11 protein-coding genes, 1 tRNA gene and 2 pseudogenes are annotated in these 13229 nt (G+C 63.5%); 4 read left to right on the top strand and 10 right to left on the bottom strand.

Annotation, left to right across the window (positions count from 1 at the left end; all coding sequences use genetic code 11):
• Positions 1 to 5: 5 nt before the first annotated feature.
• The 10 genes from rpoN to GT370_RS04945 form a co-directional block, all read right to left on the bottom strand.
• Positions 6 to 1058: an RNA polymerase factor sigma-54 gene (gene rpoN, locus GT370_RS04980; RefSeq protein WP_442865531.1), complete on the bottom strand. Its 1053-nt coding sequence runs from the start codon at positions 1056 to 1058 to the stop codon at positions 6 to 8.
• Complete coding sequence (locus GT370_RS21250; RefSeq protein ID WP_442865492.1) at positions 1028 to 1210, bottom strand: hypothetical protein; 183 nt, start codon at positions 1208 to 1210, stop codon at positions 1028 to 1030. The genes rpoN and GT370_RS21250 overlap by 31 nt, the downstream gene beginning before the upstream one ends.
• A gap of 44 nt (positions 1211 to 1254) precedes the next feature.
• The gene (locus GT370_RS21245; RefSeq protein ID WP_442865491.1) at positions 1255 to 1503 is read right to left on the bottom strand and encodes a hypothetical protein; all 249 of its coding nucleotides are present in this window, start codon (positions 1501 to 1503) and stop codon (positions 1255 to 1257) included.
• A 128-nt stretch (positions 1504 to 1631) separates the two neighbouring features.
• A complete protein-coding gene (gene lptB, locus GT370_RS04975; RefSeq protein WP_008492881.1) occupies positions 1632 to 2408 on the bottom strand; it encodes an LPS export ABC transporter ATP-binding protein in 777 nt (258 codons plus the stop codon).
• The gene (locus GT370_RS04970) at positions 2405 to 2926 is read right to left on the bottom strand and encodes an LptA/OstA family protein (RefSeq protein WP_270183975.1); all 522 of its coding nucleotides are present in this window, start codon (positions 2924 to 2926) and stop codon (positions 2405 to 2407) included. The genes lptB and GT370_RS04970 overlap by 4 nt, the downstream gene beginning before the upstream one ends.
• Positions 2887 to 3354: a hypothetical protein gene (locus tag GT370_RS04965; protein WP_270183974.1), complete on the bottom strand. Its 468-nt coding sequence runs from the start codon at positions 3352 to 3354 to the stop codon at positions 2887 to 2889. The genes GT370_RS04970 and GT370_RS04965 overlap by 40 nt, the downstream gene beginning before the upstream one ends.
• The gene (gene lptC / locus GT370_RS04960; RefSeq protein ID WP_270183973.1) at positions 3351 to 3644 is read right to left on the bottom strand and encodes an LPS export ABC transporter periplasmic protein LptC; all 294 of its coding nucleotides are present in this window, start codon (positions 3642 to 3644) and stop codon (positions 3351 to 3353) included. The genes GT370_RS04965 and lptC overlap by 4 nt, the downstream gene beginning before the upstream one ends.
• A complete protein-coding gene (locus tag GT370_RS04955; protein WP_270183972.1) occupies positions 3641 to 4003 on the bottom strand; it encodes a hypothetical protein in 363 nt (120 codons plus the stop codon). Before GT370_RS04955 ends, lptC begins: the two co-directional genes overlap by 4 nt.
• Before the next feature lie 228 nt (positions 4004 to 4231).
• Positions 4232 to 4864 carry a ribonuclease D gene (locus GT370_RS04950; RefSeq protein ID WP_008492885.1) on the bottom strand — a complete coding sequence of 211 codons (633 nt, stop codon included), beginning with the start codon at positions 4862 to 4864 and terminating at the stop codon, positions 4232 to 4234.
• A gap of 44 nt (positions 4865 to 4908) precedes the next feature.
• Positions 4909 to 4995, bottom strand: a tRNA-Leu gene (locus GT370_RS04945).
• Between the two features lie 162 nt (positions 4996 to 5157).
• Here GT370_RS04945 and GT370_RS04940 point away from each other — a divergent pair.
• The 4 genes and pseudogenes from GT370_RS04940 to GT370_RS04925 all read left to right on the top strand — a co-directional run bounded on the left by GT370_RS04940 (position 5158) and on the right by GT370_RS04925 (position 13229).
• On the top strand, positions 5158 to 6096 hold the full coding sequence (locus GT370_RS04940; RefSeq protein WP_008492886.1) for a complex I NDUFA9 subunit family protein: 939 nt from the start codon (positions 5158 to 5160) through the stop codon (positions 6094 to 6096).
• Positions 6097 to 6329: 233 nt separating this feature from the next.
• Positions 6330 to 7762: pseudogene (locus GT370_RS04935) on the top strand (NAD(P)-dependent oxidoreductase).
• A gap of 7 nt (positions 7763 to 7769) precedes the next feature.
• Positions 7770 to 12299 (top strand): annotated as a pseudogene (gene gltB / locus GT370_RS04930) (glutamate synthase large subunit).
• A gap of 261 nt (positions 12300 to 12560) precedes the next feature.
• Entirely contained in the window at positions 12561 to 13229 is a 669-nt protein-coding gene (locus GT370_RS04925; protein ID WP_008492889.1) for a glutathione S-transferase family protein, read from the top strand.

The raw sequence follows: 13229 nt of genomic DNA, 5'->3' as shown, positions 1-13229 counted from the left end.
CAGGACTAGGCGGGCATTTTCTCCCGCTTACGCTGCGCCGAGCCGGGAATACGCAGCGCTTCCCTGTATTTGGCCACGGTCCTCCGTGCTATGTCTATGCCTTCTTTCTGTAATATTGATGCGACGGCGTCATCCGACAAAATATTTTTCGGACTCTCCTGGCCGATGATCTGCGCAACTCGATAACGAACGGTTTCCGCCGAGTGGGTTTCTCCATTCGCCCCCGCCAAAGCGGTGGTGAAAAAGAATTTCAGCTCGAAAATCCCGCGCGGGGTGGCGATGGATTTGTTGGAGGTGACGCGCGAGACGGTGCTTTCATGCAACCCCAGCTCCACGGCGATGTCGCGCAGGGTCAAGGGGCGCAGATGCGAGATGCCGTGATGGAAAAACCCGTCCTGCCGGCGCACGATCTCGGCGGCGACGCGCAGGATGGTCTGGGCGCGGGATTCCAGCGCCTTCACCAGCCAGGTCGCCCCTTGCAGCTGCTCGGAGAGGAAGCTCTTGGTCTCCTTGTTGGCGGAGGCCAGAATGCGGGCATGAAAGCCGCGGCGGATGAGCAGGCGCGGCATCGTCTCCGGGTTGATTTCCAGCAGCCAGTCGCTGCCCTCCTCGTCGCGTACCGGGGCGGGGCGCATCAGCACGTCGGGGATCAGCGGGCGCAGCGGCTCGGACTCAAAGCGCGCGCCGGGTTTGGGGTCGAGGCGCTTCAGCTCGGCCACCATATCGGCGAGATCCGCCGCATCCACCCCGCACAGCTCCTGCAGGGCGCGCATCTCACGCTTTGCCAGCAGCGGCAGATGGTCGAGCAGCGCCTGCATCGCCGGGTCCAGCCGGTTCAGCTCGGCCAGCTGTGCGGCGAGACATTCCGCCAGGCTGGTGGCGAAGACGCCGACCGGGTCGAAATGCATCATCACGGCGCGCACCGCTTCGAACCGGGACAGCTCCACCCCCAGCGCGCCGGCCAGAGCCTCCGGCGTGTCGCCCAGCCGGCCAGCGGGATCGAGGGTCGCGATCATCATGCTGGCGATCAGCCGCTCCCCGCGGCCAGCGAAGGCCAGACGCGCCTGCTGCTCAAGATGTTCGCGCAGGCAGGGGCGTTGCGCCCCAACGCGTCCACGGCATTCCAGTCCTCATCCGCGTCGCCGCCCAGGCCGCCGGTGCTGTAGCCATCGGCGTTGGTGCCTGCGTCATAGACATTGCTGCTATCCATATCCAGCGGCGCCGATCCCGCTTCAGGCAGCATTCCGGCCAGTGTCAGGCTTGCTGTATCTTCCGGTAAATCGGCCGCTTGCGCTGCGGTGGGGGCTCCAAGGCGGTGACCGTCTCGCCGCCATCATCTTGCTCAAGTAGCGGATTTTTAAGGAGTTCTTCCTCGATATAGGCGCTGACCTCGAGGTTGGTGAACTGCAGCAGCTGGATCGCCTGGCGCAATTGCGGGGTCATCACCAGCGACTGAGACTGGCGTAAATCCAACCGCGGCGCGAAGGACGGAGCAAAAGCCATGCCAGAAACCTAGCGCGGTTTTCATCTTTGTCAAAGGGCGTTTGGCGCGAAACCTGCATGGTGCCGCGCAGCATTTCGGCGGCGAATTTGGCGCATGAAAAAGGGGGCCTGCGCCCCTTTAAGCCAGCCTACAGGCTGAATTTCTCGCCAAGATAGACCCGCCGCACATCCTCATGCGCCACCACCTGGTCGGGCGTGCCTTCCATCAGCACCTGGCCGTCATAGAGAATATAAGCGCGGTCGATGATCTCCAGCGTCTCGCGGACATTATGGTCGGTGATCAGCACGCCCAAGCCACGATGCTTCAGATGCGCGACCAGATCGCGGATCTCGCCCACCGCGATCGGGTCGATGCCGGCCAGCGGCTCATCGAGCAGGATATAGCTGGGGCCGGTGGCCAAAGCGCGGGCGATTTCCACGCGCCGGCGCTCACCGCCGGAGAGGGCCAGCGCCGGGGTGCGGCGCAGATGCGAGATGGAGAACTCCGCCAGCAGCTCGGTCAGCATCTCCTCGCGCTTGTCGGCATCCTGCTCGACCATGTCGAGCGCGGCCATGATGTTCTGCTCGACATTCAGCCCGCGAAACACGCTGGCCTCCTGCGGCAGATAGCCGATGCCAAGGCGCGCGCGGCGATACATCGGCAAGCCGCCGATCTCGGCGCCATCCAGCGAGATGGTGCCGCTATCCGGGCCGATCAGCCCGACGATCATGTAGAAAGTGGTGGTCTTGCCCGCACCGTTGGGGCCGAGCAGCCCCACCGCCTCGCCGCGTTTCACCGACAGCGAGACATTGCGTACCACCGGGCGTTTCTTGAAGCGCTTGCCGAGGCCCTGCGCCACCAGCCCGGTTTGCTCGCCCAGCGGGCCGGTTTGGCTCATCAAAGCCGTGTCGATCGTCATGCTCATTTGGTCTTGCCGGAATTGGGCAGCACCACGCCGGAGACATGCCCGCCCGGGCCGGCCAGCAAGGTGGCCACGCCGGTCTTCATGTTCACCAGGGCGTCCGCGCCCTCCAGCTCGTTCGGCCCATGGATGATATGCACATTGCCGCCCAGCCGCGCCTGCCCGGTGGGGGGCAGGTAAATACCGCGATCGCCGGTGGCGGTATCGGTGGTGGTCTTGATCACCACATGCCCGAAGGCTTCCACCTTCTGCAGATTGCCGGCCTGGCCCAGCGCATCCGGGCTGCTGGCTGCGACGGGTTTGGTGCCCGGCTTGGCGTTATCCGCCTGCGCCGCGAAATAGCCGACAATGACATCGGCGGCGATGGAGCGGCCGTCATCGGCGACGATCAGCGCGTTGCCGCGCGCAATCGCCTTATGCTCGCCGGCGTAATATTCGATCGAATCCTTGGCGGTGACGGTGTCGTGCTGGGTGGTCAGTTTCAGATGCTGGCCGGTGAGCACCAGCACCTGCTGGGCCATGGAATAAACCGCGTGATCGCCCAGGCATTATCGGTGGGGGTATAGATATGGACGTTGCCAATCGCATCCAGCTCGGTCAGCTGGGCATTGCCCTGGTCCAGCCCGTCGGTGCCGCCATTGGCGCTGGTGGGCTGGGAAGCGGCGGCGGCTTGCGCCGGCGTGCCGGCCGGGGCAGGGGTGCCGCTCGCGGCCTTTTTCACATAATGCGCCACCAGCTGGTCGGCGGTGACGGTGACATCCCCGCGCACCGCCTTGGCATCGCCATTGGCGGTGACGGTCTGCGCATCCTGTGACCAGGTGATGCCCTGCTGGGCGGTGATCTGAATCGGCACCGGCGCTGCCCCGGGTTGGCCGCCCAGATTCAAATCCTGCGCATGGGCCGGCGCGGCGGCGAGGGCCGCGGCCGGCAGGAGATAAATGAATTTCATTGAACCTGTGTGAGTGTCAGCGTCGCGGGACCATTGAAGGTGATTTTGCTGCCTCGCCCGGTCAAGGTAAAGCCCTTCTGCGCGTTCAGCGTGCCGAAAGGCCCGGTCACCTGCACCGGATCGGTGCTGGTTGCATCGCCGGCGTGCAGATCGATGGCGCTGCGCTGGGTGGTCACCACGGTACCGTCATTGCGATACAGCGTCACACCGCCGCCCAGCTCCAGCCTGTCGCTTTTCTGGTGATAATCACCATTCGCCGATTTCAGCGACAGCCAGGAGCCGGATTTCAAGGTGATGTCCCCTGCGGGGCGACGAGGGCGACATTATCGTCGCCCTGCTGCACGGCGCTGCTGGCGGTGACGGTGTAAGGCTGGCCCTGCTGGTCGCGGCCATGATAGGTCGCGCCTTGCATACGCGAGGCCTGGGTGCTGGCGCCGGCGGTCACATGATAAGTGACGCGGTTGGCGCTGGAATGCCAGGAGGGCGCCAAGGCCAGCGCCACCAGCAACAGCAGAGCCGCCGCCGGCAAGGCGCGTTTGAGCAGCGTCACCCGCAGGCTGCGCTTGGTCAGTTTATCGGCGGCCGGTTGGCGCTGCCGGCGGATTTCATCCAGCACGGAATTGCGGGGCGCCTGCGGAATGTGATTCATGCGGTCTCCTTGCGCGAAGGAACCATGAAAACCATAAAGCGAGCCATGTCTCGATCCTGCCGCTCAAATAAGGCGGGAGCGGGGCAAATCTGCGCCCCGGCGATGCCCTTTGGCAAGGGCGTCGTGCATGCGTCGCCGCGAGGCCCGAAAATCGATCTCATTCTCTACGGTATGAACAGCGTCTCAACACCGGTCAACACGCGTTACGCAACTCTGTGTAACCTAACGTTAATGGCTGAAGAGATCGGGCTCCTGATAGCCCAGCAGGTCCAGCTGGGCCCGCGTCGGCAGGAAGCGATAGGCCGATTCGGCGAGGGCGAGGCGATTTTCGCGCACCAGCAGCGCGCGCAGCTTCTCCCAGACCAGGTGCAGATACAGCACGTCCGAGGCGGCATAGGTGAGCTGCTCGGCGGTCAGGCTGGTACTCCCCCAATCGCTGCTCTGCTGCTGCTTGGAAATATCCACCCCGGCCAGGTCCCGGCACAGCTCTTTCAGCCCATGCCGGTCGGTATAGGTGCGGACCAGCTTGGAGGCGATCTTGGTGCAGATCACCGGGGCGGTGAGCACGCCAAACGCATTATAAAGGGCAGCGATATCGAACCGCCCGTAATGGAACAGCTTGGTGACCTCAGGATCGGCCAGCAAGGCTTTGAGATTGGGGCAATTCGCGCCTTGGCCGCCGAGCGATTCGGGGATGATCTGCACCAGATGCGCAATGCCGTCCCCGGCGCACAGCTGCACCAGGCAGAGTCGGTCGCGATGCGGGTTGAGCCCCATCGTCTCGGTATCGATGGCAACGAGCGGGCCAAGCGACAACCCGTCCGGCAGATCATGCTGGTGAAGCTGAATGCTGCTCGTCATCGTCTTAACTTTGGTTTTCAATGTTTTGGAAAATCAGGAAAAAATGGTGCCCAGGAGAGGACTCGAACCTCCACGCCCTTGCGAGCGCTAGCACCTGAAGCTAGTGCGTCTACCAATTCCGCCACCTGGGCTTGACCATTTTTTCAGGCTCGCTTCGCTTTCGTTCAGCGTGCCGTCCCGACACCGTGGCGTCGTGGGACGGGCGTTTAACTGTCCCGTCACATCACGTCAACTCGACTTGAGAGATTTTTTTCAAGCCTTACATTTGCAAGCAACTCAACAAGGGGGATTTCATGGGCGCGGCGCACGGAATTGCTACGGTTTTCGGGGCTTCAGGCTTTTTGGGCCGGCATATTGTGCAACGCCTGGCCGAGGCCGGGTACCGGGTGCGGGCGGCGGTGCGCGATGTTGAAGGCGCGAAATTCCTGAAACCGATGGGCGATGTCGGCCAGGTGGTGCCGCTTTACGCGCCAGTGAGCGACGAGGCCGCCTGCATGCGGGCGATCGAGGGCGCGCAGATCGTCATCAATCTCGCCGGCATATTAGCCGAATCGCGGACGGGCGATTTTGGCCGCACCCATGCGCAAGGGGCCGGGCGGGTGGCGCGGCTGGCTTATGCGGCCGGGGCGCGGCTGGTGCATGTCTCGGCCATCGGGGCGAATCCGGCCAGCGCTTCCTCTTATGCGCGCAGCAAGGGCGAAGGCGAGCAGGCGGTGCGCGCCGCGCATCCGCGCGCGGCGATTTTGCGCCCTTCCATCGTGTTCGGGCCGCAGGATGAGTTCTTCAACCGCTTCGCCAAGATGGCGGTGGTCTCGCCGATCCTGCCTGTCGTCTATGGGGAGACGAAATTCCAGCCGGTTTTTGTCGGCGATGTCGCGGATGCGGCGATGCTCGCCCTCTACCCCCAGGCCGAGGGGCAGATTTTCGAGCTGGGCGGGCCGGAGCAGAAGAGCTTCCGGGCGCTGATGCGCCAGATGCTGGATATCATCGACCGTGATTGCTGGATCTGGGACATGCCGGTGGGGTTGGCCCGGCTGATCGCCAGCCTGCCGATGGCCGGGCTGACCGGGGATCAGATCATTTTGCTCGCCAGCGATAATGTCGTCGCTCCCGGGGCGCTTGGGTTCGAGACGCTGGGCATCGCGCCCAAGCGGCTGGATCTGATCCTGCCTGGCTATCTGCAACGATATCGCGCCACAGGCCGCCGCCACGCTGATATTTTCAATTATTAGGTCCGAATAGATACCTAATATGAGAAAATTTCCCACGCGCCCTCGTGCTCTATGAAGGGTTTTTGCGAAATTAGGTATTAAACTGCGACCTAATTCAAAAAAACCCTTGGCGTTCCGCGAAAAACTTCGTTAAGGGTGTCTGCAACGCACGCTTCCAGGCGCGGCGCCGCTTGCGGTGTCGCGCTTTGTTGACGGGCGAACCCGACGACGATCCCAGACGAACGAGGCGAAACATGGCCGAGCGCATGCTGAAATTCATCAATCTGCCGCAGCAGACCCCGGAGAAACGTCCGGCCACGCTGCGCCGCGAGGATTTCAACGAGATTTACGACAAGTTCGTGCCGGAAAAAGCCGCCGAGCAGGCCAGCCGCTGCTCGCAATGCGGGATCCCGTTCTGCTCGGTGCATTGCCCGCTCTCCAATAATATCCCGGACTGGCTGAAGCTCACCGCCGAGGGGCGGCTTGAGGAAGCGTATGAGCTTTCCTCCGCAACCAACACATTTCCCGAGATTTGTGGCCGCATCTGCCCGCAGGACCGGCTGTGCGAGGGTAATTGCGTGATCGAAAAAGGCTTCGAATCGGTCACAATCGGCGCGGTCGAGCGCTATATCACCGATACCGCTTTCGAGAATGATTGGGTGAAGCCGATTTCCCCATCGCCGAGCGGCCGCAGAGTGTCGGCATCATCGGTGCCGGACCGGCCGGGCTGGCGGCGGCGGAGCGGCTGCGCGCCCAGGGCTATCAGGTGACCGTGTATGACCGGCATGACCGCGTCGGCGGGCTGCTGATCTATGGCATTCCCGGCTTCAAGCTGGAGAAGGAGATCGTGCTGCGCCGCTGGAAATGGCTGGAAGAGGGCGGGGTGAAGTTCGTGCTCAATGCCGATATCGGCGGCGCGATCCCGTTCGCGCAGCTGCGTCAGGATCATGACGCGGTGCTGATCGCCACCGGTGTTTACAAGGCGCGCGAGATTGGCGGACCCGGTGCCGGCCTGCCCGGGATCGTCAAGGCGCTGGATTATCTGATCACCTCCAACCGCAAGAGCCTGGGCGATGCGGTGCCGGATTACGAGTCCGGGCTGCTGAACGCCGCCGGCAAGGATGTGGTGGTGATCGGCGGCGGCGATACCGCGATGGATTGCGTGCGCACCGCCATCCGCCAGGACGCCAAATCCGTCACCTGCCTGTATCGTCGCGACAAGCAGAACATGCCGGGCAGCTTGCGCGAGGTGAAGAACGCCGAAGAGGAAGGTGTCACCTTCACCTGGCTCTCCGCTCCGGAAGCCTTCCTGGGCGACGACAAGATCACCGGCGTGCGCGCCGTGCGCATGCATCTGGGCATGCCTGACGCCTCCGGCCGCCAGTCGGTCGAGCCGATCGAGGGTTCGTCCTTTACCGTTAAGGCGGATCTGGTGATCAAGGCGCTGGGTTATGACCCGGAAGAGCTGCCGGGCGCTTTCAATGAGCCGGCGCTGAAGCTCACCGGCTGGGGCACGCTGAAGGTCGATTCGAAGACTTTCGAAACCTCGCTGCCCGGCGTTTATGCCGCCGGTGACATTGTGCGTGGCGCCTCGCTGGTCGTCTGGGCCATTCGCGATGGCCGTGACGCCGCCGCCGCCATCCATCGTTCCATCCAAGCCGCACACATCGCGCAGGCCGCGGAGTAATCCCAAGATGAATCACGAAACCGCACCCGAATTCCTCGCCGCCTGGGACGCTAACGTCCAGGCCCTGGAACACACCTATTCGCGCGACATGGAACATGATGCCTGCGGCGTCGGCCTTGTCGCCGCCTTGGATGGCAAGAAGCGCCGGGACATCGTGCAGGCCGGCATCGACGCGCTGAAGGCCGTCTGGCATCGCGGCGCCGTCGATGCCGATGGCAAGACCGGCGATGGTGCTGGCATCCATATCGAAATCCCGCAAGATTTCTTCGCCGACGAGGTCAAGCGCGGCGGCGACCGGCTGCATGGCGGGCCGATCGCGGTGGGCATGGTGTTCCTGCCGAAGACCGATCTCTCAGCCCAGGAGCGCTGCCGCCAGATCGTCGAGACCGAGATTCTGAGCTTCGGCTATCGCATCTATGGTTGGCGCCAGGTGCCGATCAATGTCGCCTGCATCGGCGAGAAGGCGAATGCCACCCGCCCCGAGATCGAGCAGATCATGCTCTGGAATGCCCGCGGCATTTCCGAGGATGAGTTCGAACGCGAGCTCTACATTATCCGCCGCAAGATCGAGAAGGCGGCGATCGAGGCGCAGGTGCCCGAGCTGTATCTCTGCTCGCTCTCCTGCCGCTCGATTGTTTATAAGGGTATGTTCCTGGCCGAGAGCCTGACGGAATTCTACCCGGATCTGCTGGATGAGCGCTTTGTCTCGCGCTTTGCCATCTATCACCAGCGCTATTCCACCAACACCTTCCCGACCTGGAAGCTGGCCCAGCCTTTCCGGATGCTGGCGCATAATGGCGAGATCAACACCGTCGCCGGCAATATCAACTGGATGAAGAGCCACGAAACCCGACTGGGCGCCGAAGGGCTCGACGAGTTCCTGGATTATGTGAAGCCGGTGGTGCAGGCGCATGGCTCCGACACGGCGGCCTTGGACAATGTCTTCGAGCTGCTGGTGCGCGCCGGGCGCGACGCGCCGATGGCCAAGGCGCTGATGATCCCGCCCTCGCTCAGCTCCGACGCGACGATGCCGCAGGCCCATAAGGATCTGTTCTCCTATTGCGCCGCGGTGATGGAACCGTGGGACGGCCCGGCCGCCGTCTGCGCCACCGATGGCCGCTTCGTCATCGCCGGGCTCGACCGTAACGGGCTGCGTCCGCTACGCTACTCGATCACCCGCCATAATATGCTGGTGGTCGGCTCCGAGACCGGCATGGTGAAGTTCGATGAGGAAGACATCATCGAGAAAGGCGCGGTCGGCCCGGGCCAGACCATCGCCGTCGATCTTCAGGAGACGAAATTCTATCATGATGGCGAGCTGAAGGACATGCTGGCGGCGCGACAGGATTTCGCCGCCTGGACCAAGCGCATCACCGTCATCGACCATATCGTGAAGACCGACGCGCCGGAGCCGGTGCGCCTGGATGCCGAGGGGCTGCGCCGCCGCCAGCTCGCCGTCGGCTTCTCGTTGGAAGATATGGAGCTGATCCTGCACCCGATGGTGGAAACCGCGCAGGAGGCCATCGGCTCGATGGGCGATGACGCGCCGATCGCGGTGCTCTCCGACAAATATCGCGGCATGCATCATTTCTTCCGCCAGAGCTTCAGCCAGGTGACCAACCCGGCCATCGACAGCTTGCGCGAAACCCGGGTGATGTCGCTGAAAACCCGCCTGGGCAATCTCGGCAATGTTCTCGATGAGAACGAGGAGCAGTGCGACCTGCTGCAGCTGGAGAGCCCGGTGCTGTCCTCGGCCGAGTTCGAGGCGATGCGCCGCACCATGGGCGATAGCGCCTGCGTGGTGGATGCCACCTTCAAGATCGCGAACGGGGAGGGTGGGTTGCGCCGCGCTTTGGAGCGCATCCGCCGCGAGGCCGAGGAAGGGGTGCGCGCCGGCTGCACGCACGTGATCCTCACCGATGAGGCGATGAGCCCGAGCGCGCGCCGATCTCGATGATCCTCGCCACCGGGGCGGTGCATACGCATCTGGTCCGCCAGTCCCTGCGGACCTTCACCTCGCTCAATGTCCGCTCCAGCGAATGCCTGGATGTGCATTATTTCGCGGTGCTGGTCGGTGTGGGGGCGACCTCGGTGAATGCCTATCTGGCGCAGGAATGCATTGCGGACCGCCATGCGCGCGGGCTGTTCGGCGCGCTCTCGCTGAAGGAATGCGTCGCCCGCTACAAGAAGGCGGTGGATAAGGGGCTGTTGAAGGTGATGTCCAAGATGGGCATTTCCGTCATCTCCTCCTATCGCGGCGGCTATAATTTCGAGGCCATCGGGCTTTCCCGCGCTTTGGTGGGTGAGTTCTTCCCCGGCATGCCCTCGCGCATTTCCGGCATCGGCCTGCCCGGCATCGCGCAGAAAGTGCTGGAGCTGCATGAGAAGGCGTGGAGCGGCAATGTGGTCACGCTCGATGTCGGCGGGCAATACCGCCTGCGCCGCTCCGGCGAGGCGCATGCCTTCGACAATAATGCCATCCATCTGCTGCAAACCGCCGTCGGCACCGGCTCCTACCGGATGTTCAAGAAATATTCGGACATGGTGCGCAAGCAGAAGCCGGTGGCGCTGCGCGATTTGCTGGATTTCCGTACGGAAGGCCGGGCCGCGATTTCGGTGGACGAGGTGGAGAGCATCACCGAAATCCGCAAGCGGCTGCTGGCGCCTGGCATCTCGCTGGGCGCGCTGAGCCCCGAGGCGCATGAGACGCTGTCGATCGCGATGAACCGCATCGGCGCGCGCTCGGATTCCGGTGAGGGCGGCGAGGATCCGGCCCGCGCCGAGCCGCGCCCGAATGGCGATAATGCCTCCTCCGCGATCAAGCAGATCGCCTCGGGCGCTTCGGCGTCACCGCGGAATATCTGAATGATTGCAAGGAGATCGAGATCAAGGTGGCGCAGGGTGCGAAGCCCGGCGAGGGCGGGCAGCTGCCCGGCTTCAAGGTCACCGGGCTGATCGCCAAGCTGCGCCATGCCACACCGGGGTGACGCTGATCTCGCCGCCGCCGCATCACGATATCTACTCGATCGAGGATCTGGCGCAGCTGATCTATGATCTCAAGCAGATCAACCCGCGCGCCACGGTGTGCGTGAAGCTGGTGGCGCGCTCGGGCATCGGCACCATCGCCGCCGGTGTGGCGAAGGCGAAGGCGGATGCGATCCTGGTCTCCGGCCATGTCGGCGGCACCGGCGCCTCCCCGCAAAGCTCGGTGAAATATGCCGGCATGCCCTGGGAGATGGGGCTTTCGGAGGCGCATCAGGTGCTGATGCTCAACCGGCTGCGCCATCATGTGGTGCTGCGCACCGATGGCGGCTTGAAGACCGGCCGTGACGTGGTGATCGCGGCGATGCTGGGTGCTGAGGAATTCGGCATCGGCACCGCCTCGCTCGTCGCCATGGGCTGCATCATGGTCCGCCAGTGCCATTCCAACACCTGCCCGGTCGGCGTCTGCACCCAGGATGAGGAGCTGCGCAAGAAGTTCGAGGGCACGCCGGAGAAGGTGATCAATTTGTTCTCCTTCGTGGCTGAGGAAGTGCGCGAAATCCTGGCCCAGCTCGGCTTCCGCAGCCTGCATGAGGTGATCGGCCGCACCGATCTCTTGCACCAGGTCTCGCGCGGCGCGGATTATCTGGACGATCTGGATCTCAACCCGATCCTGGCCCAGGCCGACCCCGGCCCCTATGCCCGCTTCTGCACACGCGAGGGCCGCAACGAGGTGCCGGAGACGCTGGATGCGCAGATGATCAAGGATGCCGAGCCCTTCTTCAAGAGCGGCGAGAAGATGCAGTTGCAGTACAATATCCGCAACACCCATCGCGCCATCGGCACCAAGTTCAGCTCGCAGATCGTCGCCAAATACCGCAAGGTGAAGCTACAGCCGGACCACGTGACCGTGCGGCTGCGCGGCTCCGCCGGGCAAAGTCTTGGCGCCTTCGCGGTGAACGGGCTGAAGCTGGAAGTGGTGGGCGATGCCAATGACTATGTCGGCAAGGGCCTCTCCGGCGGCACCGTCGTGGTGCGCACCGGCCCGTCCTCCAAGCTCAAGACCAACGAGAACACCATCATCGGCAACACCTGCCTCTATGGTGCCACCGGTGGCGCTCTGTTCGCGGCGGGTCTGGCGGGTGAGCGCTTCGCGGTGCGCAACTCCGGCGCCAATGCGGTGATTGAAGGTGCGGGCTCCAATGCCTGCGAATATATGACCGGCGGCACGGTGGTGATCCTGGGCGAGGTTGGCGACAATTTCGGCGCCGGCTTCACCGGCGGCGTGGCCTTTGTCTATGACCGTGCGAATATCTTCGAGAAGCGCATGAACAAGGAGACGCTGCACTGGCAGCGGGTGAATTCCAGCCACTGGGCCGGCGTGCTCAAGAGCCTGGTGGAGCGCCATGTCGCCGAGACCGAAAGCCGCTACGCCGCGACGCTGCTGAATGACTGGGAGCGCGAGGCCCCGCATTTCTGGCAGATCGTGCCGAAGGAGTTCGTGAAATATCTGGCGGCGCCGTTGGATGAGACGGAGCAGGCGCAGTCGGCGTGAAGTCGTGGGGCTTTTTGAAAAAAGCCCCCACCCCTCCGGCGGCTTTCCATCGCCGCGATGCGGCGATGGAACCTTGGCTGCCTACGCCCCCCAAAAACTTTTGCAAATTTTGGCTCTGGGGGCAGTTTTTCCACCCATAACGGTGCGAGTGGCTTTGGCCCTCGCGCCGTTTTCATGCGCGCCGCGTTCATGTGTCCCATGCGCGAAAAATCTCGGCGGGGCCGCTTTTGTTAAAAAATGCCCCCTGCCATAAGAGGCGCCATGCGAATCCTCTATCACCTGCCGCTCTCACCTTATTCGCGCAAAGTCCGCATGGTGCTGGCGGAAAAACGTCTGCCCTTCGAGCTGCGGGCCGAGAAAATCTGGGAACGCCAGGACAGCTATCTGGAGCTGAACCCGGCCTGCACCGTGCCGACGCTGATCGAGGATAACGGGCTGGTCATCCCCGATTCGCGGGTGATCTGCGAATATCTCGAAGAAGCCTACCCGGACACGGCGCTGATCAGCCGCGCCCAGCCCGAGCGTGTGGAAACCCGCCGCCTCGTCGCCTGGTTCGATGAGAAATTCTACCAGGAAGCAACCCGCAACCTGTATTGGGAAAAGCAGCTGAAGCCGGCGCTGAAGCTGGGCTCGCCGGATGCCAACGCGCTGCGCGCCGGTTATGCGAATCTGAAGCAGCATCTGCTCTATATCGGCTGGCTGGCGGAGCATCGCCGCTGGCTCGCGGGCTCGGGCCTCTCGGTCGCGGATTTCGCCGCCGCCGCCCAGCTTTCCACGCTGGATTTCATGGGCGATGTCGATTGGTCGGTCTCGCCCGCGGCCAAGGAATGGTATGCGCGGATCAAATCCCGCCCGAGCTTCCGTGCCATCCTGTCGGACCGCGTCAACGGCATGACCCCGCCGCCGCATTACACCGATCTGGATTTCTGA

Origin of the sequence: Acidocella sp. MX-AZ03, assembly GCF_027626035.1 — a bacterium.
Classification (GTDB): Bacteria; Pseudomonadota; Alphaproteobacteria; order Acetobacterales; family Acetobacteraceae; genus Acidocella; species Acidocella facilis.
This window is presented reverse-complemented; position numbering and strand designations above follow the sequence as displayed.